The organism is Ruegeria sp. CE8 (genome assembly GCF_056537465.1).
The window spans coordinates 1-25,988 of the sequence record NZ_JBQFRP010000004.1; the positions used below are offsets into that span (position 1 = coordinate 1).

Here is a 25,988-nt window from a genome sequence, read left to right on the forward strand (position 1 = left end):
ACTCATTCCCAAGATGCCCCCAGTCTCTCCTGAGCGTCTCAACCGTCTCTCCGGCCCGTCCCACCGTCTCCCCGGTGCGCCCCCAGCGCCTCAGCAGCGCCGGTGAAGGGGGTTCTAAGGATAACCGCATACCTCCGCAACCGAAAAATGACGTCTTGAACGATTTTTTTGCATTTTCCTAATTAGTTTAATGATTTCAAACAATTAAATAAGACCGATGACCACTTAGAAGCTCCAATTAGACCGCTCTCGGCCGAGGGCGCCTTTACCCTTACTGCGTCGCATTCAAGCCCCACGCTATATATAGTCCAACGCCCGCACTCGACCACAAGACTCAACCGAGTCGTCATTATCCCAATGAGTCGGATTTTGGGAAATTTCCGGTTCCGAGACGTGATTCAGGTTCACAGAGAAGACATCTCGTAACCCCGACTCTTGCGCATTCGCGCAGGATGCTGTGAGGTCGCCAATTAGAGATGCCCAGGCTTACCGCAATATGATATCCAAACACGCTGACACTTTTCCTCGCATTAGCACCGTTGGTTTTGACGGCCTTCTGATTTCCTTCGCCGATACGATGGCCGAACCGTCGAACCGTGCGGCGCTGGCTTTTCGCGGTGCAATCGATTCAGCCTCGTGGGACGGCATTCTCGAAACCTCCGCATCTCTGGCATCGGCCTATGTCCGGTTCGACCCGGACAAGTTAACCCACGCCGAGATCCGGGATCGCGTGCAGCGCCTATTGAAGCAACAAGACTGGTTTGAGGCATCACTGCCCTTGGGCCGCAGACTGTGGCGCGTCCCTACGGTTTATGGCGGTGAACTTGCGCCGCAACTGGATGAGGCCGCGGCAGCCGCAGGACTGGACCCGGCCGAGGCTGTAAGGCGCCTCGGTGAAACGAGGGTTCGCGTATTGACCATCGGCTTTGCGCCCGGTCAGCCGTATCTTGGCCCGCTTGGGCCGGAGTTCAACATTCCGCGGCTGAAGGAACTGACACCGATGGTGCCCGAGGGGGCTTTGGTTTTGGCCATTTCTCAATTCGTGCTGTTCTCGGGGCCCACGCCGACCGGATGGCGGCACGTGGGCCAAACGGCTTTTCGCTGTTTCCGTCCCGAGGCAGCGCAGAGTTTCGCGTTAAGACCGGGCGACGAGATGCAATTCCTGTCAGTGTCCCGCGACGAGTTGGAAGCCATCCGTGCCAATGACGCGGACGGATCAGGTGGGGCCACCTGCGAGGAGATCGTGTGATGAGCTTGATCGTCCACCGCATCGGTCCGGCTTGCACGATACAGGATCAGGGGCGCACCGGATATCTGGATCAAGGGCTTTCCCGTTCCGGGGCTGCAGATCTGCTCGCCTTGCATGAAGGCGCGGCGTTGTTGGGTCAAAGCCCCGAGCTTGCGGCGCTGGAGATGGCGGGCCTGGGTGGGGAGTTCGAGGCGACGCAACCGACGGGCATTGCCCTGACCGGCGCGACGATGCAGGCCAGCATTGACGGATCGCCAGTCGTTTGGAATGCGTCTCACCATATGGAAGCGGGGCAGCGGTTGACGATTGGCGCTGCGACGCGCGGGAACTATGGCTACCTGCATGTAGGCGGCGGAATTGCCTCGGAAGAATTCCTGGGGTCACGCTCGGCGCATTTGACGGCCAAAATTGGTCAGGCCGTTCAGGCCGGAGATACTTTGCCCGCCCACGGTGAACCCTGCACAACCGCCATGAAGCTTCCGCCCGATGACCGGTTTTCCGGCGGTGTTCTGCGTGTGGTCGCCAGCTTTCAGACCCCATTGTTCGACACGGACACTCTGAACCGCTTTACCCAGACCGAATTTCAGCGCGGCAGCAGAGCCAACCGAATGGGGATGCAGCTGGATAGTGATGGGAAAGGGTTCGCGGCCAAAGGGCAGCTGAACATATTGTCCGAAGTCATCACCCCTGGGGACATACAGATGACAGGCACAGGGAACCCGTTCATCCTGTTACCCGAATGCCAGACCACCGGCGGGTATCCTCGCATCGCGACCGTCCTGCCCTGCGACCTGCCGCGGGCGGCGCAGACACCGGTCGGCGTAAATGTCAGATTTCAGTTCGTGCCACTGGACGAAGCCACTGTGCTGCAAGCCGCCTACAAGGCAGAGCTGGCCAAGTTGCCCACGCGGATCGAACCATTGGTCCGTGACCCGCATGACATCCCGGACCTGTTGTCCTACCAATTGATAAGCGGAATGATCTCTGCCGCCGACTAAGGAGAGTTGCCGATGCCAAGCGTCGATCTGAATGCCGATATGGGAGAGAGCTTTGGCCCCTGGAATATGGGCGATGACGAAAGCCTGCTGAAGATCATCACTTCGGCCAATATCGCGTGCGGTTTCCACGCAGGGGACCCGGACGTCATGGCAAAGACAATGACTCTGGCCGCTGACAACGGTGTCGGCATAGGGGCACATCCCGGATTTCCAGACCTGCAGGGCTTTGGCCGGCGCAACATGAAAGTGCCGCACAATAGCCTGCGCAATCTCGTGCGTTATCAACTGGGCGCAGCCCAAGGTATGGCGGCAGCCGTCGGTACGAATGTACGGCATCTGAAACTGCATGGGGCGCTGGCTAATATGTGCTCGGTCGACATTGATATGGCGCGGGCCTGTTACCAGGGCGCTTTGGATGTCGACCCGGATATCATCATCATGGTTTTGGCTGTCACCAAACAGGAAGCGGCCGTACGCGACCTGGGATGCAAATGGGTCGGAGAGATTTTTGCCGACCGCGCCTATAACGACGACGGCACTCTGGTAGACCGCAGCCTGCCCGGCGCAATCATCCACGACCCGGAAGTCGCCGGACCCCGCATCCTGAACATGGTGCGAGAAGGCGCCATCATCACCGAAAGTGGGCAACGGCTGGACACATCCATCGACACAATTTGCCTTCACGGCGATGGCCCCACTGCAGTTCAAATTGCCCGTTCGGTCCGGGAGAACCTGATTGACGGCGGTGTCGAAGTGACAAAATTCACCCGTTAGACAGGCAATCGTAAGCTCAACGACCCACTTTCTTACTGTTGCCTGCACGGGATTCAGCCCCTAGCATGCCTGCAAGTGCATGTTCTGAATACCACAATTCCAAGCAACGCCATGCCGGATTGGTATGGGCAAGGAGGTTGGCCAATGTCTTTTGATCTGAAGTCTTACGAACCGCGCGGTGACAAGAAGAACTCGGAATTCTTCAACGAATACCTGCCGATGATCTATGAACGCCGCAACAGTTCGGGCGTGGCCGAACAGGTCGGCCCCATGAGGGCGATCGTGATACAGGTCGAGGCGGATGCGGTGTTCGACACCCTGCTCGAGCTTTATGTCATGACGCCCTATCGCCATACAGCCAGCTATCTGGGGCAGACCCACAGGTTTTCGGTGCTGCACTCACATGCCGACTATCCGGCAATGATCGTGATGGCACCGCTGAGCCCGACATTCGAGGACTTTATCCCTCGCATCAACCGCATGTACCCGCTGGCTCGAAACACGCCCCAGACCCGATATGTTGGAGAGGTGTTTGGCGCCAGGGACCTGAACACCCTCAGCAAAACGCTGGAAGATCAAAACATCCGGTTCGAGTATAAGGGCGACACTGAGAATCCATTCTACACGATGGAAGGGTTTCGCTTTACCACGCCGTCGGATTTCACGTGTAACCGGGTCGGCTATTCGACGCTGGACTTCAACGACCCCGATAGTTTGGGCCTTGGAGACCGGGTATTGTTGAGCGACGACGAACAGGCACGGCTGGATCAGGCGGCGGCGTTTGGGGCGGACAGCAAGATCGCACCCTTAATGCTGGGGATCGACCATCTGGCCACGCGGATTCTGGCGGGCGAGCGTGAGGACGCGATCCTCGAATTCCTGACAATGGTTCCTTATTATTTCTGGGGCGCGTACAACATCTTCGACATGAACTCGTCGACCAATGTGAACCGGAACGCGAATGTGGATGACGACAAGAAATCCCCTGCCAAGGTCTTCACCGCCAACAACACCCCATCCTTTGTGAACTCATTCGAACAGCTGCCCATGCCGACCGAGGATTTCGTGCGGAACTTTGGGCGCCGCCTGCATCATATGGCCGTCGAGATCCAGGACGGCGATCATGGCGCGGGCGAAAAGAACGTCGATTTCGTGGTCAACACGCTTAAGGACAAGGGCGTGCCGTTCCTGGCCCACGTGGTGGGTGAATGTAAGGACGACCCGAACCTCAAGCAGATTTTCTCGAAACACTCGAAATACACCCTGCTGATCACCGAGTATATCGAACGCTGCCACCACTATGACGGGTTCTTCACCAAGGACAACGTGGCGGCCCTGACTGCTGCGGCGGGTCAGGACGAACAGTACGAACACGGCCACGTCTTTGATTAAAAAAGGCTGCGAGTTGCCTCGCAGCCCAGATCCGTTCAGGAGAGTATGTCGAGCCTTATGACGGCCCGATCATGAAACAAGTGACGTTCCGGGCCTGAAGCCGGCGACAGGCCAGATCGGCCTGTTCACGGGTCATGCCCTGGAACGTCGCATCAAAGCCGCGCGAGCTTTGGTTCACCTTGCGCAGCGTGCCTTCCAGAGTGGTCATTTCCGATAGCGCGGTTTTCAGCAAAACCTTTTCCGCCTCATATCGGGTGGTATAGCGGCCCACATTGACGCCCCAGAGGCGTCCGCCTGATGTGGACAGTCGGGTTACAATCTCTTGTTCCGGCTCTGGTTGCGCTGCCGGGTCGGTTGAGGCCAGAACCAGGTCTTCCGGGCGTGCAGCCGGACGCGGTGCGTCCCCGTCGCCAGCCGGTTGGATGTCGGCGGCCGCAATGGCTGCGGCGATTCCATTCTGAATACGAGCACCGTTCTTGGCGGCGGTTTCCGCCACCGTGCCTGCCACCTGAACAGCTGCTCCCGGCCCGGGGCGTAGGACCGGCCGCAGGCTGTTCTTCGGTGCGCCGACCAGACTCGCGACTTTTACTGCGTCGCCCAGCCCTACATTTCCGGCATATGCCGGGCGCGCGGGTTTACGGATTGGCGCGCGCGACGGGGCGCGGCGGAATCCCATGTCCAGCAACTCTGCCACTTTGGCGTTGCGAGACGCACCGGATTGCCCGCCAAAAACCGTGGCGATGATGCGTTCGTCCTTACGCTTGGCCGATGCAACCAGGTTAAAGCCAGCGGCCCGCGTGTATCCGGTTTTGATTCCGTCCGCACCTTTGTAGGCAGCCAGAAGGCGACGATTTGTGTTGGGGACCGTCTTTATCCCTGCATGAGTCGATTGGCGCGAAAACAGGTTGTAATACTGCGGGTAATCATAAAGCAGATGCCGCCCCAGCGTGGTCATGTCCCGCGCGGTGGACAAATGGCCGGACTCGGTCAAGCCATGTGCGTTCTTGAAGGTCGTGCGGCTCATGCCCATTGCCTTGGCGGTACGTGTCATGCGGCGGGCGAATGCGGCCTCGGACCCGCTGATTGCAATCCCGATGGCCGTTGCCGCGTCATTTGCGGACTTCACCGCAGCCGCGCGGATCAGATAGCGGAACGCAATCGTCTGCCCGGTACGCAAGCCTAGTTTCGAGGGGGGTTCGGACGACGCCTTTTTTGTGATTCGAACCGGAGTGTCCAAGGTGATCTCGCCATTCCGCACCGCTTCGAACGCGATGTAGAGCGTCATCATCTTGGTCAGTGATGCCGGATGCAGCCTTGTGTCTGCGTTGCGCGAATGCAGAACCTCTCCGGTTCGTGCGTCGATGACCATCGCCGCATATGGTGCTGCTATCCCTTGCAACGGCGCAAAGGAGAGCAGCCACAAGAATGCTATAAGAAATAAGCCCATTCGGGCCGGAACTGTCCGCCGAACCTGCACGATCTTTGCCTCTGTCTACCTCTGGCCGCCGGGTTTTCCCGGTCAGCACCAATTTTGTTTTATTACCCTCAACGGTATCACAGAGACCCAATGAAATAAACCGAAAGCGTTCAATTTCGCTGTTTCGTTATTCCCCGCGCCGGACACCACATATGGGCCACAGGGCGCGGCGAACCACTAAATCCACAGGGTCGGCGCGCGGAAATCCCTGACCTCAAGTCGTTTTTCAAAAACTGCGGCCAATTGGCAACATCAACTCAGGCGCTGAACATACTCCGCCAGATCGCCCAAATCTCGAAGCTCTTTATAGCGTGGATGACCCGCCGGTATTTCGGCCTTCTCGATTTCCCAGACCAGCCCGTGCGGAACATAGACGCCCCAACACCCGGCCTGAATCGGGGCAACCACGTCGGATCGCATCGAATTGCCCACCATCATTGCAGTTTCCGGCCCCTCACCATGTCGCGCAAAGATATCGCGGTAGGTTTGTTCCGATTTCTCGGACACGATCTCGACCTCATCAAACAGATCGCCAAGGCCGGACTGCGCCAGCTTTCTTTCCTGATCGATCAGATCTCCCTTGGTGATCAGAATCACCCGATGCGTTTCCGCCACCGCCTCAACGGCGTCTCGCGCGTGCGGCAAAAGTTCAATCGGATGGGCCAGCATGTCCTGTCCGGCCTCGATCAATTGACGGATAACCGAGGATGGAACCCGGTCTTCGGTCACTTCGATCGCGGTTTCGATCATCGACAGAGTGAACCCTTTGATTCCGTACCCGTAGTGCCGAATATTGCGCTTTTCCGCCGCCAACAGCCGGTCCATCAGGTGGTCGCGATCGGCGTGATCAGCCAGCAATTCGGCGAAATGCGCTTGTGTCAGCTGGAAAAACCGTTCGTTATGCCATAAGGTATCATCCGCATCGAACCCAACCGTGGTCAGCGTTTTTTCCATTTCGATTACGTCCTGCTGGCTCTTTTCTCTGACCCCCTGCACGTTATATAACCGACCAGACAAACCGAAGCCTGAATCGGACAAAGGCGCGCAATGACTGAATACCAATGGATGATGTCTGACAAACCGGACGACGACGGTGACCCGTCGCTGTTGGTGCAGACGCGCCCCAAGACCAAGCGCCCGCCTTTGTACAAAGTGCTGCTGCTGAATGACGATTACACCCCAATGGAATTCGTGGTGCATGTGTTGGAGCGGTTCTTTGGCATGACCCATGCCGAGGCGTTTGAGATTATGCTGACTGTCCATAAAAAGGGCGTAGCCGTCGTAGGCGTCTTTAGCCACGAGATTGCCGAGACCAAAGTGGGCCAGGTCATGGATTTCGCCCGCAGACACCAGCACCCCCTGCAATGCACAATGGAACGTGAAGAGTAAGGTCATTGCGACCCTCTCTTGCGAAATTGCCGATGTCCCCTCGCCTAGACCTTGCCTTGCAAAGCGGCCTTGAGCTGTCGCAGCCACTGACCGTTTTGGGGCCGACGCTGGCCAGTGAACTGTCAACATTGCCACACGACACGCAGGTGGTGCAGCCGTTTAAGCCGTTTCACGACCACTTTGCCCAACAGGGTTTTGCGGCCACGCCGGAATCTCATGAGCCTTGTCAGGATGCCATCGTGATCCTACCTCGCGCCAAGGCTCTGGCGCGGAGCATGGTGTATCAGGCCTGTCAACGTGCAAGCGGGCAGATCATTATCGACGGGGCCAAAACCGATGGGGTGGACAGCCTGCTGAAAGACATCCGCAAACGCGTCGATGTCGAAGGGCCCATTGCCAAGGCGCATGGCAAGATCTTCTGGTTCCGATCCGCACCCGAAGCGTTTGCCGACTGGTCCGCGCCCGAAGTGCAGACCGTCGACGGATTTCGCACCGCGCCCGGTGTATTTTCTGCTGATGGAATCGATCCGGCTTCGGCGCTGTTGCTGAAATCACTGCCCGACAAGCTGGGTGCCCGGATCGCCGATCTGGGCGCAGGCTGGGGGTATCTGTCGGCCGGAGTGCTCAAGATAGCCAACCCACGCACACTGCACTTGGTCGAGGCTGACCACATCGCCCTGACCTGCGCACGCGCCAATCTGGCCGATACCTGTGCTCAGTTTCACTGGGCCGACGCCATTACCTGGACCGCGCCGGAACCGCTGGACACGGTGATCATGAACCCACCGTTTCATACCTCGCGCGCTGCCGACCCGGAATTGGGTCAGGGCTTTATCAAATCCGCCGCTCGAAACCTGACCCGCAGCGGCAACCTGTGGATGGTTGCTAACCGGCACCTGCCCTACGAGGTCACGCTGACCGAGAATTTTGCACAGGTTCACGAAGCGTCCGGCGACAATCGGTTCAAGGTGTTTCACGCCTCTCGCCCTCGACGGTGATCCCGGTTAATCTTCACCGCAAATCAGGAGGCAACGCATGTCCTTTTCCATCGCCGGCAAGACAGCCATCGTCACAGGCAGCGCCAACGGCGTCGGACTGGCAATCGGGCGCCATTTCGCGGAGGCAGGAGCCAACGTCATGTTCGCCGACATGGATGAAAAACGGCTGGCCGAAGAACTGGGCGAACAGGCGGACGACAGCAATATCAGGTTCTTCGCTGGCGATCTGCGGGAAAAGCTGACCATTGCGAACCTGCTGTCAGCTACGCTTGATGCCTTTGATCAGGTAGATATTTTGATCAATGGCGCACGACAGGTGATCCCGTCCGATCCGCTGGACACCGAGGATGACTCGGTCCGTTCGTTGCTTAACCAGAACCTAATGCCCGCCCTGCGTCTAAGCCAGGCGGTCGCCAAACGAATGATCAAACAGGCAGGTGACGATGACGAAGGCCCCGCCGGATCAATCATCAATTTGTCCTCGATTGCTGCGCGGCGTACGCACCCAGACCTGATGGCCTATTCCGTGTCCACGGCGGCACTGGATCAATTGACCCGATCGCTGGCAGTGGCTTTGGCCCCTAACCGAATTCGCGTCAACTCCATCGCGCTTGGATCGGTGATGAGTGCCTCGCTGCAGTCCACCTTGAAAGAGAACCGAGATTTTCGGGACGATATCGAAAAACACACACCACTCGCCCGGATCGCGGCTCCGAATGAACTGACCGAAACGGCGCAGTTCCTGGCCTCGGACGCCGCCGGGTTCATCACTGGCCAAATCCTGACAATTGACGGCGGCCGCACCCTGCTGGACCCCGTTGCAGCCCCTGCACACTAATCCCCATGTTTGATTCAGAAAAAGCAACCGCCGCCACCTGGTTCCGCCAATTGCGCGACGAAATCGTCACCGCCTTCGAGGCGCTTGAAGATACCCACAACACCGGGCCCTTCGCGGATGCCAAGCCCGGGCGGTTTGAGGTCAAGGAGACCAAACGCCAATCGGATGACGGCTCCGATGCGGGCGGCGGATTGATGTCTGTGATGCGCGGCGGACGGGTATTCGAAAAGGTCGGCGTCAATGTCTCGACCGTTTTCGGAACTCTTGGCGAACGCGCGCAGCATGCCATGGCGGCGCGCAAGGGTATCCCGGGGATGACGGAAGATCCGCGTTTCTGGGCCTCGGGCATTTCCCTTGTTGCGCATATGCGTAACCCGCATGTTCCAGCCGTTCACATGAATACCCGCATGTTCTGGACACCGCACGCATGGTGGTTCGGTGGTGGTTCAGATCTGAACCCGTGCATCGAATATGATGAGGACACGGCGCATTTCCACGCCACCCAAAAGGCGCATCTGGACCCGCATGGGTTAGGTCATTACCCCCGCCTGAAGGACTGGGCAGACGAGTACTTCTATATCCCGCACCGAAAGCGCGCCCGTGGCGTCGGCGGGATCTTTATGGATGACTATTGCACCGGAGACTGGGCAGCGGATTTCGCGCTGACTCAGGATATCGGCCGCGCGTTTCTGCCGGCCTTCCTGCCACTGGTCGAAAAACGCCGGGTGCAGGGCTTTGGAGAGGCCGAGAAAGACACGCAACTGGTGCACCGGGGCCTGTATGCGGAATACAACCTCGTTTACGATCGGGGCACGAAATTCGGGCTGGAAACCGGCCATGATCCGGATGCTGTACTGATGAGCCTGCCGCCATTGGCCAAATGGGTCTGATGACTTACCGGAAGCCAAAGTCCATGAAATTGTCCCAGCAATAACCTTGAGCGGACCCCGCAGACATGTTCTCGCCCACGCGTTTCACGGTGACCGAATAGCCCGGAGTGGTATCGACCCCTTCGGGCGGAGTTAAAGAGAACTGCACTGTGCGGGTCTGTTTTTCATAGGCACGGGTGATATAGATGCGCTGCGTTGCCTTGGTCCTGAGCGTGCGAATGGCAAAGTCGCCAATACCACACCAATAGGAAACCGGAGCGGACGACCCGCTAACAGAGACTTGGTAATCCCCATTTTTCAGTGGCGTGACGGTGGTTTGAAAAGCCGGATAAACACCAACACCAAACCCGATTCCCTGCGCGAATCCCGGCCACAGCATCACTGTTGCCACGGCGGCCATTTTCAAAACTCGCATAGTCGCAATACCCATTTTTTAAACAGAACTATCCAAAGATCATAGTCGGCCATTGGGCTGAGTAAAGCCGGGGCACATCGGTCTTGGATTTGACCATCAACGCCCCAGACTGTACCCACACGGCCAAAAAAGTATATTTCCGGGCAACAAGAAACTAAAATCCAGAGCTGTACTAGGCAGGGGATTGTATTGAGCAAAGCGTTTCCTAAAGACTGGTTTGACATCCCGCCCGAAAAATACGCGGATTTCGGTGCCATGTTCTATTTGGCGGGTCTGACCAAAGCCCATCAGAAACGCAGTCTCGCTCAGGTTCTTTATGCCTTCGAAACTCCGCTCCGGTTGGGGCAATACCACATCTTTCGGCAAAACGGCTTCCCACGCGGGTTCGTAACATTCGCTGGGCTCAGCGCAGAGGCAGAGTACAGATATGCGGTCGAGGAAAAACCTCTGACCGATAAAGACTTCACCAGTGGCAACTCATTCTGGATCGTAGATCTGGTTGCTCCGTTCGGACAAACCAATCAGATTGTAGATATGCTGAAGAAAAGCATCCCCCATCCGCGGGTTCGTACGAACCGGATGGACAGTGACATGTCGCGAAACCGGATCGTGGAATGGACCCGCGACGATGCGGGCGAAGTACACATGCAGTTGTATCGCAAGCAAGAGTTCGAGCGGATTCTGGCGGGAGAGGGCATGTAGAATGGTTTCAATCACTATCACTGGCGACACAACCGGCAATGTCACCGGCGACCCACCAAACCAGGAGACTGGCGACCTGGTTCTGGATAGCAACGTTACCATTCTTTCACAGGAATGGACTATCTCATCGCAACCAGCTTTCGGAACCGCCAGCATCCTTCCTAACGGAGAATGGACCTATACGGTCGACCCCACTTTCTTCGATAGTCTCGATTTTAACGAGACCGTCGAGGATACATTCACGGTTCAGGTAACGGGCGAATACAGTGGTTTTTTTGGGCCAGTAGGTTTCGTACGTGAGCAGAATATAACGATCACGATCGAAGGAGTCTGCTTTACAGCGGGTACCATAATCGACACAGAGGAAGGCGCGCGACGGATCGAGACCCTTTCGGTTGGCGACTATGTGCTTACCGAGGACAATGGCCCGCAACCGATCCGTTGGATCGAAAGCAGCGCCCTGCCCCCAGACCGGTTACGAGACAACCCCGCGATGCGTCCCGTTCGGATCAAATCGGGCAGCTTGGGAGCGGGGCGGCCAAAACGGGATCTGTTGGTGTCACAGCAACACCGCATTCTGGTCAGTGGGCCGAAAGTGGAGCTGCTGTTCGGCGCACCCGAAGCCTTGGTTGCGGCCAAGCATCTGTGTTCCTGGCCTGGTATCGCAATTGAAACCACAGACGATCCGGTCGAGTATTTTCACATCCTACTGGACAATCACGAGATACTGACGGCCGATGGAGCATTGGCCGAAAGCCTGTTTCTGGGTGAAGAATCCCTATACACCCTGTCATCAGACGCATTGCAGGAGCTTTCCGCCATCTTCCCCGACACACCTGCCCCAGACGGCATGGGTTTTGGACGCGCCGCCCGCCTGATCCTGCGTGAATTCGAGGTGCGTGCGCTGGCTTAGTGTCCGCCCAAGTGCCCGCCGACGTCCTGAGGCGCCAACGCAACCGTTTTGATAACCGCAAAACACGGTTTATCCGGGGCCAATCCCAGCGCGTCGACCGAACGCCGGGTAACACGCGCCAGAATGGTGCCAGCAGGCGTTTTCACCGACACAATCGCCCCCGGCCCCTCGCCCGCGCGGATTGTGTCGACGGTGCCCGGCAAAACGTTCAAGGCAGACAACCCTTCGGGGCGTTTGCTGGACAGGATGACCTCTTGCGCCGGAATACGGATGCGCAACTCTTCAGCAACCTCATGTGGAATGCGCGGCAGAAACAACTGGGCACCACCCGCGTCCAGTTCGGTCAGCCCGTCCGAATGGTGCTTGGCCACCCGAACCTGAAGCACAGCACCGACTGCCCGAACACCGGCCGGAGCGACCGATGGATCCGCCAGAACCTCCGAGGCAGGACCGTGCCTTAGCGCTTTGCCGTCCTGCAACGCCACAACCGACGTGGCCAGTCGCGCAACCTCGGCTGCCGAATGGGTGACGTAAAGAATCGGCACCGAGACTTCATCCCGCAACCGTTCGAAATAGGGCAAAATCTCAGCCTTTCGCGCGTCGTCCAAAGCTGCCAGCGGTTCATCCGCCAAGATCAGGCGCGGGCTGGCCAGAAGGGCGCGGCCAATGGCGACACGTTGCTTTTCGCCACCAGACAATCCCGCAGGACGGCGATCCAGAAGGTGCCCGATCCCCAGCATTTCGATCACCTTGTCCGGGTTTTCACGCCGCGCGCCCCTTGGCGCAAACCATTGCCCATAGAAAAGGTTCTGGCGAACGGTCAGATGCGGAAACAGACGGCCTTCCTGAAAGATGTAACCCAGTCGCCGTTTGTGCGGCGGCAACCAGAGGCCCCGATCCGTGTCGAACAGATCCCACCCGTCTACAGACACCCGCCCAGCCTTTGGCCTCAGCAGTCCGGCAACTGCGTTGACGACGGTTGTTTTTCCCGATCCCGAACGCCCGAACAGAACCGTCACGCCGGGAGGGGCGTCAAAGCTGAGATCCAGCTTGATGTCGGGCAGGTCATGCTGCAGGTGGACAGACAGGCTCATGATCCGGCCACCCGAGCCGCAACGCGCCTGCCGACGAACTCGGACAGTAATAACGCCCCCATGGCGATAACAATTGAGATCACAACCAGCCGGGTCGCCGCAGCTTCGCCACCCGGCACCTGCAGGAAAGCGTAGACGGCAGACGGCAACGTCTGGGTCTGGCCAGGTATGTTCGAGACAAATGTGATTGTGGCACCGAACTCTCCCATCGCCTTGGCAAAGGCAAGGATCGCACCCGCGATGACGCCGGGCAGGATCATGGGCAAGGTAACCGTAGCGAACACAAGCGGACGCGAGGCACCAAGCGTCGCGCCCGCTTGCTCAAGCTTGGGGTCGACGGCCTCAATAGACAGGCGGATAGCCCGCACCATAAGCGGGAAAGCCATAATCCCGGCAGCCAGCGCCGCCCCGGTCCAACGGAAAGCAACGACGATTCCGAATTCGGCTAGCAGCTTGCCCAACGGCCCCTGAATTCCGAAGGTCAGAAGCAGCAGATAACCGGTCACCACCGGCGGCAGAATCAAGGGCAAATGCACCAGCCCGTTCAACACCTGCCGACCTGGAAACCGCCAGCGGGCCAGCGCATAGGCAACGAACACTCCGAACGGCAATGTCACCAGGGTAGCCCAAAACGACACACGCAGCGACAGCTTCAGTGCTTCCAGCTCTGCAGGTCCCAGCCAACCCATGCAGTTACCCGTTCGGCAGGGCAAAACCCTGCTTTTCAAAAATGGCCCGGGCAACCTCAGATTGCAGATGTGTCAGAAAAACCTGCGCGTCCTGTGCGCCTACTTTCGTCACAGCCGCAGGGTAGACAATGGAAGGATGCAAATCTGATGGGAATTCCGCAACAACACGCACCCTGTCCTCGGCCTGCGCATCGGACCGATAAACGATCCCCAGCGGAGCGGCCCCCGCCGCAACAAGCGCAAGTGCTGCACGCACGTTGTCGGTCTGCGCGATCTGACCCTGCACGCCTTTCCACAGCCCCAGGCTTTCCAGCGCCGCCTTTCCGTAAATCCCGGCCGGAACAGCGTCGACCAGAGCCATAGCCAGATACCCTCCATCCAGTGCCGTGTTCAGATCGACCTCGGGGCTCATCTCGCCGAGATCCGAACGATCAGCGCCGCCGATGAGAACCAGCCCATTGCCCAGAAGGTCCACACGGGTGTCCGTGTCAATAAGGTCCTGTTCTTCCAGAACATCCATCCAGTCTTCATTGGCCGAGATGAACAGGTCCGCCGGAGCACCCAACTGAATCTGTCGTGCCAAAACAGACGAAGCCGCATATGAGACGATCACTTCGTGGCCCGTCTGCTGCTCGAAATTGGCGGCAACCTCGTCCAATGCGTTTTTCAGGCTGGCAGCGGCAAATACCAATATCCCCTCAGCCCCCGCGCGAAGCGGAGCCAGCGTCAATACGCCCAGGACCAGGGCCGCGATCAAAACTCGGCGCGCGTGGGACAGGATCTTTCTACTCCCAACCGGAAAGTTGCAGTCCCTCCGGGGATATCTGAGGCGGCAGGTGACACGCAAGCGACTTTGCAAACATCGGCAATGCTGAACTTGAGCCGAAAGCGCAGACCCCCGGTCAAACCGGGTTCAGGGATCATTTCAATCTCAAACAAAGAAATTGTGTCACACCCTCTTGCGCCCGGGCGCAGGCTTGGCTACATGCACCGTCACGGGTGATTAGCTCAGTTGGTAGAGCGCTTCGTTTACACCGAAGATGTCGGGAGTTCGAGTCTCTCATCACCCACCATTCTCCTCAGATGTATCGCAGGGCCTCGCGTCACACGGATTGCCACTTTGCAACCGATTGCAAGTCTGATGCAATAGTGCATAGTATTTTCACCATGAATTCACGTATCAGCCATACCCCGAACCGCGGGCGCCAATCATGAGTGTCACCTTAAAAGACGTCGCTGCATTGGCCGGTGTTTCGCGGTCTGCCGTTTCCAGAACATTCACCGAGGGTGCGTCCGTTTCAGCCAAAACACGGAGCAAGGTGGAAAAGGCCGCGCAAGAACTGGGGTATAGCCCGAATGCGCTGGCTTCTTCATTGACGACCGGCCGTACAAAGTTGATCGGGCTGATATCCAACAACTTCCACAACCCCATTTTCCTTGAGGTGTTCGACCAGTTCACTCGGGCTCTACAGGAACGGGGTCTGCGTCCCCTCATCGTGAATCTGACCGATGAAACGGAACCAGCCAACTCGGTTCGAATGCTGCGGCAATACTCGGTCGACGCCGCGATCGTTGCCTCGTCCACCCTGCCGCCCAGCTTTGCAAAAGCGTTCCACGACGCCGGAGTTCCTGTCGTGCACACGTTCGGACGCTCGGCCACGTCGCCAGAAGTCCACGTTGTGGGAATCGACAACGTCGAATGCGGTCGGATGGCAGCACGGGAACTACTGGCACGCGGGTATCGGCGCGTTGGGTATCTGGGCGGGCCCAAGGATGCGACCTCGTCCATGGATCGGTATCGCGGCTTCATGGAAGAGGTCGAGAAACATTCCGATCTCGAAGTGTCTCACTCTTTTGCAGGCGCGTATTCTTTCGAGGCCGGGCGCGAGGAAATGCTGAAGCTGTTAAAGGATGAACCGGCAGACGGGTACTTCTGCGGCGACGACATCCTGTCTATCGGGGCGCTATCCGCCCTGTCGGATCATGGCCTGAAGCCCGGCGAAGAAATCGGAATAATCGGCCTGAACGACATGGAAATGTCCCGCTGGGAGAGCGTGAATCTGACGACGATTCACCAGCCGATCAAGCAGATCATCACGTCTTCGGTCGATCTGGTCGAGGAAATGCTGAAAGACCCGCAGCGCTATCCTGAGGCACGGATCTTTCCCTGTCGCGTAATCGAGCGAGGCACGCTGCGGCCCCGCCCATAATCAACGAAACATCGGTGGGCGCGCGTCCGTCCAGGCGCCGTCGGCCTTGGACGAAGCGACCGCTGCATGGACCGCCGCAATCGAACGAACCCCATCGGATGGCGTTGGAAGACCGTCCCGGACCTCTCCTTGAATCGCGTCGGCCAGATCGCAATAGATGTTTGCAACTGCTAGCGGGAACCCTTCGGGATGCGCGATGGCGACACGGGACAGGCGCTGCGCTTCGTCGTGCAGCCCACCTTCGCCCTTTTCAATGATCTGCGTGCGGCCGCCAACGGGTGTGTGAATCAGCTGATTGGGTTGCTCGGACGCCCAGCGAAGACCACCAGTTTCACCAAACACCTGAATGTCAAAGCCGTGCTGACGCCCGATGGCCACGGAAGAGGTCCACAACCGGCCAACCGCGCCGCCTTCTGTGCGGAAGTTGATCATCGCATCATCTTCCAATTCACGGCTTGAGATGGTCGAAGCCATGTCGGCTGACAGGGTTTTCACCTCATCATCACTGATGAAGCTGGCCATGTGCAACGCGTGAATACCGCAGTCGGCGAACTGTCCCGATACACCCGCCATCGCCGGATCATAGCGCCAGCGGACGCGTGGATTGTCGGCGTCGGTTGCGTCGCCGTGGTGGCCGTGGCTGAAATTTGTCACAACCAGCCGGACTTTGCCGATTTCCCCGGCCCGCACCATTGCACGGGCCTGTCGGACCATCGGATAAGCGGAATAACAGTAGTTCACTGCACAAATCTTGCCCGAGGCTTCGGCCACGCGCACGATCTCTTCCCCTTCTTCCACTGTCATGGTCATGGGTTTTTCGCACAGCACGTTGAATCCGGCCTCAAGAAACGCCTTGGCGATCTCGAAATGAGTCGAGTTCGGCGTTGCAATCGTCACCAGATCAATCCGATCCGTGCGGTCTTTTTCGCCTGCCAGCATCTCTTGCCAGTCGCCATAGGCGCGGTCTGCCGCAACGCCCAGCCTTTGGGCATATTCGCGACCGACATCGGGCCGGTGATCCAGCGCACCGGCGGCGAATTCGAACATCCCGTCCGCCAATGCGCCCAATCGGTGCGCTGGTCCGATCTGGCTGCCTTCGCCACCACCAATCATTCCCCATTTCAACTTTGCCATGGTTCTCGTCTCTCTTAGGTGTATTCGTTTTTCAGTGTTCAGAGCCCGCTGACCTGTTGCCACTGGCGTTGCTCTGACGACTTCAAAGCCGCAGCTAGCACGCAGTTGACCTCATGCCCGTCGCGGAATGTGGGCCAGATCGCTTTTCCGGTATGGATGGCTTCAAGGAAGTCCTTGGCCTCAATGATGATCTGGTCCTGATATCCGGTCCCATGTCCGGGTCCCTGGCAGAACGGCTCATAATCCGGATGGGCCGGACCCGTCAGGATCTTGGTAAAGCCTCTTTCCGCCTCAGGCCCTTCGCAACGATAGAGCCACAGGGCATTCTGATCTTCCTGATCGAACCGGATGGCGCCTTTTGTACCTGATATTTCATAGGCATAGCCCATCTTTCGGCCCGTCGATATCCGGCTGACGTAAATGTTTCCCATCGCGCCACTGGCGAAGCGGCACATGATCTGGGCGTGGTCATCATTGGTCACCGGGCCGCCGGGACGCTCGTGGTGAACGGTTTCCACTTCGGCCATAACCTCGACAATCGGCCCGATCAGAGCCATGGCGCCATTGACCATATGCGGAGCCAGATCGCCAATCGTACCGTTGGCCATTCCGGTTGTGCGCCATGTGGCCGGAGCCTCAGGGTCTGCATAGAAATCCTCGGTATGCTCGCCGCGGAACCAGGTTATGTCCCCCAGCTCACCCTGCGCAATCAGCTGGCGCGCGAACTGGGTCGCCGGGGTACGCACATAGTTGAACCCGACCATGTTGGTGACACCGGCCGCCTCAGCCGCTGCAACCATGGCCTGACCGTCCTCCAGCGACGAACCAAGCGGCTTTTCACACAGGACTGGTTTGCCTAGCGCAAACGCCACCTCTGCGATCTGTCGATGCGTTGTTTGTGGCGAGGCAATCACCACAGCCTCGACCGCCGGGTCGTTGACCAGCACGCGCCAATCCTCGGTCGCGCGTCGGAAACCATAAGCCGCGCGATACCGCTCGGCGCTTTCCGGGCTGGACGCACAGATCATCTCAAGACGCGGTCGCAACGCAGTATTGAACACCGCGCCGACGGCAGACATCGCGACCGAATGAGCCTTGCCCATATAGCCGCCACCAACGATTCCAATTCCGATTTCAGGCATCTGTCACGGCTCCGAACAATGTATTTGCAACCGGTTGCAAAATCAGTATCGTGTGAATCGATTCAACGCAAGGACCAACGATCCTTGCCAGCCCCTTTTTGCCGGAGGTGACGACGTGAGCGCTTTGATAGACGGTATCAAAGGAAACCGGTTTGCGGTCTTTGGCCGTGCGGGCATGGACGTGTACGCAGACCCTGTTGGCGTCAAAAGCGAAGACGCCGACACGTTCCACGCCGATCTGGGTGGATCGTCTGCGAATATCTGCGCCGGGTTGGTCAAACTGGGCAGCCAGGCGTCGCTGATCACTTCGGTCTCAGATGACGCCGTAGGCCGGTTCTGCATGAACAAGCTGGCGCATTACGGCGTCGACACCTCTTACATCCGGGTCGTCGGTGGCGAATACCGTATGTCACTTGCCGTCTATGAAAGCCGGATCGAGAATTTCCAGAATGTTATCTATCGCAACGGTGCCGTCGACTTTCAGGTGACCGAGGGCGATATGGATAAGGTCGACTACGACAAGTTCTCGGCGGTGATCTCGGCCGGAACAGTGTTCGCCTCGGAACCGTCGCGCAGCGCCACGTTTCGCGCATTCGACAACGCCCGCAAGGCAGGCTTGCCGATCATATTCGACATCGACTACCGCCCCTACAGCTGGCCATCACCCGAAGTCGCAGCAGAGGTTCTATCGCGTGCGGGCGAGGCCAGCGACCTGATCGTCGGCAATGACGAAGAGTTCGGATTTATGGCCGGAGGCATCGAAAAGGGCTTGGACAAGGCAAAGGAACTGGCAGCAAAACCGGGGCGTATCGTCATCTACAAGATGGGCGAAAAAGGCGCAGTCACGTTGGTGGACGGACAGGAAATCGAAACCGGCATCTATCCGGTTACCGCCGTCAAACCCAATGGTGCTGGCGACAGCTTTATGGCTGGCCTGCTGGCCTCAATCGCCGCGGGCAGCCAGCTCAAAGACGCCGTCATGCGCGGCTCGGCCTGCGCATCAATTGTCGTATCAAAACCCGGGTGTGCCCCGGCCATGCCAACAATACCGGAACTGGACGCGTTTCTCGCCTCCCATCCCGGCCCTACGACATAGGAGACTCCCATGCATATCGCACCCTATGACAATCAGAACAAACCCATCGTCGATGCGGACGATCCCACGGTGCCGCTGAACTATTTCAACATCGTCAAACTGAAAAACGGCGAAGCGTTCGAGTATCAGGTGCCGGGTTATGAGACCTGCATCGTTCCCGCCACCGGCAGCGTCGATGTTGACGTCGAAGGGGTACACTTTGCCAAATTGGGCAACCGGGGCGAAGACGTTTGGGACGGCGACCCGGAAGGTGTTTACGTGCCGGTCGGTGCCAAGGTCCAACTGGTCTGCGTGTCAGATGAAACCGAAGTTTTCATTGCGGGCGCCAAGCACGACAAGGTGCTGGATCCGTTCGACGTGCGTGAACATGATTTGGTTCAATACGGCAGCGACGACACCAAAACTCATCGCAAGATCAAGCACATCCTCGGCCAGAAACAGCACGACAAGGTCGGTCGCCTGCTGGTCAGTGAGCTGTTCACCGTTGGTCAGGGCGGTTGGTCCGGCTTCCCTAGCCATAAGCACGACACCGACCGTCTGCCGGACGAAACCCGGCACGACGAGACCTATAACTTCCGCTTCAAACCCAACTGGGGGTCCGGCCTGCAGATGCTGCAGCGCGAGGACAACGAGCCAGGCGATGCGTATCACATCGTCGACGGCTCAACGATCTGCATCGACAAGGGATACCACCCCTGCTGCGTGTTGCCGGGGTACGAGATGTATTATTTCACCATCCTCGGCGGCCTGACGCAGCGCTCTCTGGTCCAGTTTTTCCAGCCCACCCATGCCTATCAGGTCGAAACGATCCCGGGCATCAAAGACATGATTGCCAAGTTCAAATGACCCTAGTCACTCTCAGAGACGTTCTGACCCCGGCATACGAACAAGGCTACGCCGTCGGGGGCCTCGTCACCCTTGGGTGGGAAGACATGCGAGCCTATGTGGCCGCAGCCGAGGCTGAAAACGCACCAGTGATCCTGCAGGCAGGCCCAAGCTGCCGCGAGCATACTCCGCTGCCCATTCTGGGTAAGATGTTTCGCCACCTGGCCGAGAACGCCTCGGTTCCGGTCGCGGCCCATCTGGACCACGGTTACACGTTCGAGGACTGCAAGATCGCGCTGGACAGCGGGTTCACATCGCTGATGTTCGACGGCTCGCGCAAGCCCCTGCAACAGAATATCGACGAAACCGCCGCCATTGCCGAAATGGCACATGCGGCCGGTATATCCTGCGAAGGCGAGATCGGGTTCGTGGGCTATTCCGGCGGTGAAGGGTCGAACGGGACCGATCCGTCCGAGGCCGCAAAGTTCGCCCGTGAAAGCGGCGTGGACGCAATGGCCATCTCGGTCGGCAACGTCCACCTACAGCAAAACAAAGAGGGCGGGCTGGACGAGGCTCGCATTGCAGAAATCGACGCCGCGACCGATGTGCCGCTGGTCATTCACGGCGGGTCTGGCGTGCCGGTAGAACAACGTAGCCGGTTGGCGCGCGAAACATCGATCTGCAAGTTCAACATCGGAACTGAGTTGCGTATGGCGTTTGGCAATGCCCTGCGCGAGGCGGTCAACCGAGATCCGGAACGGTTCGATCGCGTGACGATCCTGAAAGAAACCCATGACCCGGTTGAGGCCGCAGCCCGCATGGTGATCCGCGCCTTTGGAGCCCCGCCGCAAGGGTAAATCCTTGGGGCGGGATCGGTTTCGACTATCCGTCCCGCTCCATAATCCATTCGACTTCGGGGGCCGGGACGAACCGCCATTTCCGCAGCGGTCCGGCCATGACGTTCAGATAGTACATTTCGAACCCGTAAGGCGCACCGCAAGGGTGATGGCCGCGCGGGACAGTCACGACGTCTCCGTCCGAAACAGCCATGGTTTCATCCAGTTGGCCATCATCAGTGTAGACCCGCTGAATGCCAAAACCGTTGGCCGGGTTCAGACGGTGGTAATAGGTCTCTTCCAGATAGGTGATCCGGGGATAGTCGTCCTCGTCATGGCGGTGGCTTGGGTAGGACGACCAGTGACCGTTCGGCGTAAAGACTTCGGTCACGAGCAAACTGTCGGCGTAGTCCTCGGCTTCCATCGCAATGTTGTTGATGTAGCGCGTATTCACGCCCTTTCCCCGCTCGGTCAGGGTTATACCTTCCGGCCCGATCCGGCGCGCCTCGTGACCACCTTTGCCCGGCGCTGAACACACGGCGATCACACAATCGGTTTCGGCCACGGCCGTCCAGTCGGTGCCATTCGGAAAGTACAGGCAATGCGGCGGCGTCTTCTCGAACACATTCATCCGGTCACCCAGAACGCCCCAATCCTGCCCTGCTCCGGTGATCCTGGCCTTACCCTCGACCATGACCAGGATGACCTCACGATCACCGGTTACCTCACTGGCTGTGTCCCCCGGCTTCAGGTGGTAAAGACCGAAGCCGACATAGCGCCAGCCGGCGCTGGCCGGTGTAATGTCGTGCACCTTGCCCCGGGTTCCGAACGGTTTTTTCAGCAGGTCTGCCATGTGCATTCTCCTTATTGGGCGGGCCTGAATGGCCCACCGGGTCTTGAATTCAGGCAGCTTGCCTTGTTCGCAGGTCCGAGAGCGCCTCGGACAACCGCACCTCGGTCCAGCCTTCGGAAACGGCCCGACGCAGAATATCAGCCTGACTTTCCGGAGCGTTGCCATTGATCGGAGGATCTGTATCCAGATTGGTCGGGAAGGGGTAACCCTCTGCCGTGGCGGCAATGGCTGCGTCCAGCTCGGCTCCAGCCAGTTCACCACGCTGTTTCAACGCGACAAGCGAGGGGAAGACCGCCTCGGACATAGATCGCCGATCAACGGCTTCCATCGCGCGTCCAAAAGCGGATGAGATTTGCAACAGGTTGGCCATCCGGTCGATATCGACGCTGCGGTTTTCCCCCGCTGCGTGAAATAGCGCGGGGTTGAAAAAAACGGCATCTCCCTTATCCAGCGGCAACTGAATGCAGTTTTCTTCGAAATGGACCCGATGGCTCTCGTCGTGGAACGCAAGGTAGCCCGGCGGATACAATTGGGAAAACGGCAACAGCTTGGTTGGACCGCTTTCCACCGGCATGTCACAATGGGCAACGGCGCCTTGCAGCGTCAGTGATGCCGTAACCAGATGAGCCCGCGCAGGATAAAGCGCTGCCCTGTCCGCGCTCTGAAACCCCAGATGGTAATCCCTATGCGCCTGTTGCGCTTTACCGCCCGGACGCACCTGATTAATCTGAGCGGTGACCTGATAATTTGGCCCCAGCCACGCCTCACACGCCGCCGCGATCGCGGTGTTCCCGAAATAGAGCGCGAAACCTTCGGGGTCGCGTAGGCACTGCTTTTGCAGCGCATTCCAGATCCGGTCGTTCGCACCAGAGGCAGCAAAGTGATCACCTTCCCCGGCGCCGCTTTGACGTTCCTCTACGATGATCTGGCGAAAAACATCGCTTGCACGGTCGATTACGGATGTATCTGCGAACGCTCCCTTTAGCGCGATTACTCCGGCCGATTTGCCCAGAACACGGCCCCACTCCGCCAACAGAACTCTGCGCGAGCCTGCATCCTCCAGCGCGGGGCGCAACGCGTGCATGTCGTAAATCGGGACATTCTTCTTAATTGCGGCGGCATGTGGCACCGCCTCGGTTACCAGGCTCTGCGAGGTCAACACCTTGAATTCATCCAGATCACAGGATTCCCGGTCGAAATAACCGACGAAATCTAGTTCCTGACTTACCATGATACGTCTCCTATTTTCATGGCTTCGGTGTTGCCCCGCAGGGCTGGATGTTACGCTTGGACCTCCAATCCTGCTTTTGCGCAGACGTCGAGGATATGCTCGTAACCCTTCTTAGAATACTCGTGGGGCGGCGCCTTGGCGGGGTCCTGCTCGGCCTCGACGACGATCCAGCCGTCGTAATCCATGGATTTCAGGGCATTCGCTACCGCCTGAAAGTCGATGCAACCATCACCCGGAACTGTGAACGCACCTGCGACGACGGCGTCCAGAAAACTGAGGTCGTTTTCGCGCACATCCCGTACGACCGTCGGACGGATGTCCTTGAAATGAACATGATGCACCCGGTCCCCCCAACGGTTCAGGGTCGCCATGACATCGCCGCCGCCAAACAGCAGGTGGCCGGTGTCAAAGCACAGCTTTACCTCGGAGCCTGATCCTTCCATCACCCAGTTCACGTCATCTTCGGTTTCGATGATCGTGCCCATGTGGTGGTGGTAGGCCATTGTCATACCCTGATCACCCATCCATTTGGCCAACTCGGTAATCTTGGCGGCATAGGCCAAGATCTCGTCCCTGGACAGTTTGGGGCGGTTGTTGACCGGAGTACCGGCCTGCCCCTGAACGGTATTCGAACATTCGGCATAGACGATGCAGGGACTATTCAGTGCCACGAACTGCTCAACCTGCTCACGCACCGCTTCGCGTTCTGTGGCGAAGTCGTTGACCAGCGACGCGCCCGAGCACCACCCACCGCACAGCGCGATATCATTGCCTTCCAGATAGGCGCGCAACCCTTCAGTATCGCTGGGCATACGCTGCCCCCGCTCGACACCTACGTAACCGATCTCACGCGCCTCTTTCAGCGCCTGTTCCATGGTGTAAGCAGCCGTCAGATCCGGCAGATCATCATTCTGCCAGGCGATCGGAGAAATCCCGATTTTCACGCTCATTTCGTGTTTCTTTCCTTAATCGCCAGCTCATAGGCTGCGCGTTTTTCGTTCACTTCGGGGCGGATGCTGACTTCCGGAACGGCCACTTCCCACCACGTACCTCCGTATTCGGTCGAGGGGTACGGATCGGTGTCGATGACCACCACATAAGGCCCTTTGACATCGCCACGTTTAGAAAGCGCATCTTCGAGTTCGGCAATCGAGCTGACCTTGACCGAGGTCGCACCCATCGCCGCAGCGTGGGCCGCAAAATCGATGGCCGAGGGGTTCTCATGCACGGCATGATCCAGCAGGTTGTTAAACTCGGCTCCGCCGGTGCCCATCTGAAGACGGTTGATGCAGCCAAAGCCCCGGTTATCGGTGATAACCACGGTGAACGAGATGCCCATCATCGCCGCCGTCGCCATTTCCGAGTTCGCCATCATATAGGTGCCGTCGCCGGTAAAACAGATCACATCGCGATCCGGCTGCGCCATCTTGATGCCCATAGCGCCGGCAATTTCATAGCCCATACAGCTAAAGCCGTACTCCATGTGATAGGCGCCGGGACGCGGGGCTTTCCACAGCTTGTGCAGCTCTCCGGGCATGGTGCCCGCCGCGCACATGACGACAGTGTCATTGTTCGAAGCACGCTGAACTGCACCAACAACCTGCATATCTGTCGGCAATGCGTTCCCGTCGCCGGGGGCATCGGTCAACTTGTCGACCTTGCCGAACCAATCCGCTTTGGTCGTATCTGCAAAAGGATCGGCGCGGTATCCCTGCAAGGCCGCTCCCAGCTCCTCCAGCCCAACGCGGGCATCTGACTGCAGTGGCATCGCGCCGTGTTTTTCCGCGTCATAGGCAGCCGTATTCAGGCAGATCATCTCGCGTTCCGGGTTGGAAAACAGCCCCCAAGACCCGGTGGTGAAATCCTGCAAGCGCGAGCCAATGGCCAGCACCAGATCCGCTTCGGCACAGACCGAGTTGGCCGGTTCGCCACCGGTCACGCCGACGGGTCCAAGGTTCAGCGGATGATCCCATGCCAGCGCGGATTTGCCCGCCTGTGTCTCGGTAATCGGAATATTGTGCGTTTCCACGAAACTCTGCAGCGCGTCGGTTGCGCCCGAGTAATGCACCCCGCCCCCGGCCACGATGACCGGGCGCTTTGCCGCCTTGATGGCCGCCACGGCACGGGCCAACTCGCCCTCATCCGGACGGATACGGCGCTGATACCAGACACGCGGCTCAAAGAAGCTTTCAGGATAGTCATAGGCCTCGGCCTGTACGTCCTGACAAAAGGCTAAAGTCGCCGGCCCGCAATCAGCCGGGTCCGTCATGGTGCGGAACGCGCGCGGCAACGCGGTTAACAGGTGTTCGGGCCGCGAAATACGATCGAAGTACCGGCTGACGGGCTTGAAACAATCGTTGGCGCTGACCGTTCCATCGCCAAAGCTCTCGATTTGTTGCAGCACAGGATCAGGCCCACGCGTCGCAAAAACATCCCCAGGAATGATCAAAACCGGCAACCGGTTCACATGCGCCAGAGCGGCCGCCGTCACCATATTGGTCGCACCCGGCCCGATGGACGAAGTTACAGCCATAGCCCGCGTGCGTTGCATTTGCTTGGCATAGGCGATGGCAGAATGCGCCATGGTCTGTTCATTGTGGCCACGGTACGTCGGCAGGCTGTCCTTGACCGCGTGCAGCGCCTCGCCCAGCCCAGCCACGTTGCCGTGACCAAAAATAGCCCAGACACCTGCGATAAAGGGCTCTCCGGCCTCATTCATCTGCGCGCCCAGATAGCGGACCAGAGCTTGCGCTGCGGTCAGTCTGATAGTCTTGCCCATTGTGATCCCTTTCAACTTAAGGCCACCCCGGCCAGTCGGTTGAATTACAGTTTCTTCAATATGT

At 58.5% G+C, this 25,988-nt stretch carries 26 protein-coding genes and 1 tRNA gene; 15 read left to right on the top strand and 12 right to left on the bottom strand.

From position 1 onward, the window contains the following. Nucleotides 1-496 precede the first annotated feature (496 nt). From ACR0AA_RS08415 to ACR0AA_RS08430, 4 genes are all read left to right on the top strand, one after another. Nucleotides 497-1,249 (top strand): 5-oxoprolinase subunit B family protein, encoded by a 753-nt coding sequence (locus ACR0AA_RS08415; RefSeq protein WP_480663883.1) that lies wholly within the window; start codon nucleotides 497-499, stop codon nucleotides 1,247-1,249. Continuing rightward, nucleotides 1,249-2,247: a 5-oxoprolinase subunit C family protein gene (locus ACR0AA_RS08420; protein ID WP_480663885.1), complete on the top strand. Its 999-nt coding sequence runs from the start codon at nucleotides 1,249-1,251 to the stop codon at nucleotides 2,245-2,247. Before ACR0AA_RS08415 ends, ACR0AA_RS08420 begins: the two co-directional genes overlap by 1 nt. A gap of 12 nt (nucleotides 2,248-2,259) precedes the next feature. Then, on the top strand, nucleotides 2,260-3,021 hold the full coding sequence (locus ACR0AA_RS08425) for a LamB/YcsF family protein (RefSeq protein WP_480755841.1): 762 nt from the start codon (nucleotides 2,260-2,262) through the stop codon (nucleotides 3,019-3,021). A gap of 144 nt (nucleotides 3,022-3,165) precedes the next feature. Further along, nucleotides 3,166-4,413, top strand: coding sequence for a hypothetical protein (locus tag ACR0AA_RS08430; RefSeq protein ID WP_480663889.1), 1,248 nt, complete (start codon nucleotides 3,166-3,168; stop codon nucleotides 4,411-4,413). Between the two features lie 55 nt (nucleotides 4,414-4,468). Here the strand turns inward: ACR0AA_RS08430 and ACR0AA_RS08435 are convergent, their stop codons facing one another. Both ACR0AA_RS08435 and ACR0AA_RS08440 read right to left on the bottom strand, forming a co-directional pair. Next, nucleotides 4,469-5,860 (bottom strand): D-alanyl-D-alanine carboxypeptidase family protein, encoded by a 1,392-nt coding sequence (locus ACR0AA_RS08435; RefSeq protein WP_480663891.1) that lies wholly within the window; start codon nucleotides 5,858-5,860, stop codon nucleotides 4,469-4,471. Nucleotides 5,861-6,142: 282 nt separating this feature from the next. After that, on the bottom strand, nucleotides 6,143-6,844 hold the full coding sequence (locus ACR0AA_RS08440; RefSeq protein ID WP_480663893.1) for an HAD family hydrolase: 702 nt from the start codon (nucleotides 6,842-6,844) through the stop codon (nucleotides 6,143-6,145). Between the two features lie 93 nt (nucleotides 6,845-6,937). Here ACR0AA_RS08440 and clpS point away from each other — a divergent pair, with 93 nt between their 5' ends. Genes clpS through hemF form a run of 4 tightly spaced genes read left to right on the top strand, consistent with a single transcriptional unit; the run spans nucleotide 6,938 to nucleotide 10,005 of the window. Then, nucleotides 6,938-7,279 (top strand): ATP-dependent Clp protease adapter ClpS, encoded by a 342-nt coding sequence (gene clpS / locus ACR0AA_RS08445; RefSeq protein ID WP_480663895.1) that lies wholly within the window; start codon nucleotides 6,938-6,940, stop codon nucleotides 7,277-7,279. Nucleotides 7,280-7,311: 32 nt separating this feature from the next. Next, nucleotides 7,312-8,277, top strand: coding sequence for a class I SAM-dependent methyltransferase (locus ACR0AA_RS08450; RefSeq protein WP_480663897.1), 966 nt, complete (start codon nucleotides 7,312-7,314; stop codon nucleotides 8,275-8,277). A 37-nt stretch (nucleotides 8,278-8,314) separates the two neighbouring features. Then, nucleotides 8,315-9,115, top strand: a complete 801-nt coding sequence (locus tag ACR0AA_RS08455) for an SDR family NAD(P)-dependent oxidoreductase (RefSeq protein ID WP_480663899.1) — start codon at nucleotides 8,315-8,317, stop codon at nucleotides 9,113-9,115. A gap of 5 nt (nucleotides 9,116-9,120) precedes the next feature. Continuing rightward, nucleotides 9,121-10,005, top strand: a complete 885-nt coding sequence (gene hemF, locus ACR0AA_RS08460) for an oxygen-dependent coproporphyrinogen oxidase (RefSeq protein WP_480663901.1) — start codon at nucleotides 9,121-9,123, stop codon at nucleotides 10,003-10,005. Between the two features lie 4 nt (nucleotides 10,006-10,009). Here hemF and ACR0AA_RS08465 read toward each other — a convergent pair whose 3' ends face one another. Then, a complete protein-coding gene (locus ACR0AA_RS08465; protein ID WP_480663903.1) occupies nucleotides 10,010-10,420 on the bottom strand; it encodes a hypothetical protein in 411 nt (136 codons plus the stop codon). A gap of 189 nt (nucleotides 10,421-10,609) precedes the next feature. Between ACR0AA_RS08465 and ACR0AA_RS08470 the strand changes: the two genes are divergently transcribed. After that, nucleotides 10,610-11,122: a toxin-activating lysine-acyltransferase gene (locus ACR0AA_RS08470; RefSeq protein WP_480663905.1), complete on the top strand. Its 513-nt coding sequence runs from the start codon at nucleotides 10,610-10,612 to the stop codon at nucleotides 11,120-11,122. A gap of 1 nt (nucleotide 11,123) precedes the next feature. Then, a complete protein-coding gene (locus tag ACR0AA_RS08475; protein ID WP_480663907.1) occupies nucleotides 11,124-12,035 on the top strand; it encodes a Hint domain-containing protein in 912 nt (303 codons plus the stop codon). On the opposite strand, the gene modC is transcribed toward ACR0AA_RS08475, so the two are convergent. Genes modC through modA form a run of 3 tightly spaced genes read right to left on the bottom strand, consistent with a single transcriptional unit; the run spans nucleotide 12,032 to nucleotide 14,575 of the window. Beyond that, nucleotides 12,032-13,129: a molybdenum ABC transporter ATP-binding protein gene (modC, locus tag ACR0AA_RS08480; RefSeq protein WP_480663909.1), complete on the bottom strand. Its 1,098-nt coding sequence runs from the start codon at nucleotides 13,127-13,129 to the stop codon at nucleotides 12,032-12,034. The genes ACR0AA_RS08475 and modC overlap by 4 nt on opposite strands. Further along, a complete protein-coding gene (gene modB, locus ACR0AA_RS08485; RefSeq protein WP_239338730.1) occupies nucleotides 13,126-13,818 on the bottom strand; it encodes a molybdate ABC transporter permease subunit in 693 nt (230 codons plus the stop codon). Before modB ends, modC begins: the two co-directional genes overlap by 4 nt. 4 nt (nucleotides 13,819-13,822) lie before the next feature. Continuing rightward, a complete protein-coding gene (gene modA, locus ACR0AA_RS08490; RefSeq protein ID WP_480663911.1) occupies nucleotides 13,823-14,575 on the bottom strand; it encodes a molybdate ABC transporter substrate-binding protein in 753 nt (250 codons plus the stop codon). A gap of 240 nt (nucleotides 14,576-14,815) precedes the next feature. Here modA and ACR0AA_RS08495 point away from each other — a divergent pair. Together ACR0AA_RS08495 and ACR0AA_RS08500 are read left to right on the top strand one after the other, a co-directional pair. Further along, a tRNA-Val gene (locus ACR0AA_RS08495) sits at nucleotides 14,816-14,891 on the top strand. Nucleotides 14,892-15,029: 138 nt separating this feature from the next. Next, nucleotides 15,030-16,028, top strand: a complete 999-nt coding sequence (locus ACR0AA_RS08500; protein ID WP_480663913.1) for a LacI family DNA-binding transcriptional regulator — start codon at nucleotides 15,030-15,032, stop codon at nucleotides 16,026-16,028. On the opposite strand, the gene ACR0AA_RS08505 is transcribed toward ACR0AA_RS08500, so the two are convergent. After that, nucleotides 16,029-17,162 carry a Gfo/Idh/MocA family protein gene (locus ACR0AA_RS08505; RefSeq protein WP_480663915.1) on the bottom strand — a complete coding sequence of 378 codons (1,134 nt, stop codon included), beginning with the start codon at nucleotides 17,160-17,162 and terminating at the stop codon, nucleotides 16,029-16,031. A 38-nt stretch (nucleotides 17,163-17,200) separates the two neighbouring features. Then, nucleotides 17,201-18,304 (bottom strand): Gfo/Idh/MocA family protein, encoded by a 1,104-nt coding sequence (locus ACR0AA_RS08510; protein WP_480663917.1) that lies wholly within the window; start codon nucleotides 18,302-18,304, stop codon nucleotides 17,201-17,203. 115 nt (nucleotides 18,305-18,419) lie between these two features. Between ACR0AA_RS08510 and iolC the strand changes: the two genes are divergently transcribed. Genes iolC through ACR0AA_RS08525 form a run of 3 tightly spaced genes read left to right on the top strand, consistent with a single transcriptional unit; the run spans nucleotide 18,420 to nucleotide 21,082 of the window. After that, entirely contained in the window at nucleotides 18,420-19,400 is a 981-nt protein-coding gene (gene iolC / locus ACR0AA_RS08515) for a 5-dehydro-2-deoxygluconokinase (protein WP_480663919.1), read from the top strand. A gap of 9 nt (nucleotides 19,401-19,409) precedes the next feature. Next, on the top strand, nucleotides 19,410-20,246 hold the full coding sequence (locus ACR0AA_RS08520) for a 5-deoxy-glucuronate isomerase (protein WP_480663921.1): 837 nt from the start codon (nucleotides 19,410-19,412) through the stop codon (nucleotides 20,244-20,246). Then, nucleotides 20,243-21,082, top strand: coding sequence for a class II fructose-bisphosphate aldolase (locus tag ACR0AA_RS08525; RefSeq protein ID WP_480663923.1), 840 nt, complete (start codon nucleotides 20,243-20,245; stop codon nucleotides 21,080-21,082). Before ACR0AA_RS08520 ends, ACR0AA_RS08525 begins: the two co-directional genes overlap by 4 nt. Nucleotides 21,083-21,107: 25 nt before the next feature. Here the strand turns inward: ACR0AA_RS08525 and iolB are convergent, their stop codons facing one another. The 4 genes from iolB to iolD are packed head-to-tail and all read right to left on the bottom strand — an operon-like array spanning nucleotide 21,108 to nucleotide 25,924. After that, nucleotides 21,108-21,914 carry a 5-deoxy-glucuronate isomerase gene (gene iolB, locus ACR0AA_RS08530; protein ID WP_480663925.1) on the bottom strand — a complete coding sequence of 269 codons (807 nt, stop codon included), beginning with the start codon at nucleotides 21,912-21,914 and terminating at the stop codon, nucleotides 21,108-21,110. A 49-nt stretch (nucleotides 21,915-21,963) separates the two neighbouring features. After that, entirely contained in the window at nucleotides 21,964-23,145 is a 1,182-nt protein-coding gene (locus ACR0AA_RS08535; RefSeq protein ID WP_480663927.1) for a phytanoyl-CoA dioxygenase family protein, read from the bottom strand. A gap of 50 nt (nucleotides 23,146-23,195) precedes the next feature. Beyond that, a complete protein-coding gene (iolE, locus tag ACR0AA_RS08540) occupies nucleotides 23,196-24,095 on the bottom strand; it encodes a myo-inosose-2 dehydratase (protein WP_480663928.1) in 900 nt (299 codons plus the stop codon). After that, the gene (gene iolD, locus ACR0AA_RS08545) at nucleotides 24,092-25,924 is read right to left on the bottom strand and encodes a 3D-(3,5/4)-trihydroxycyclohexane-1,2-dione acylhydrolase (decyclizing) (protein ID WP_480663930.1); all 1,833 of its coding nucleotides are present in this window, start codon (nucleotides 25,922-25,924) and stop codon (nucleotides 24,092-24,094) included. The genes iolE and iolD overlap by 4 nt, the downstream gene beginning before the upstream one ends. Nucleotides 25,925-25,988: the final 64 nt, after the last annotated feature.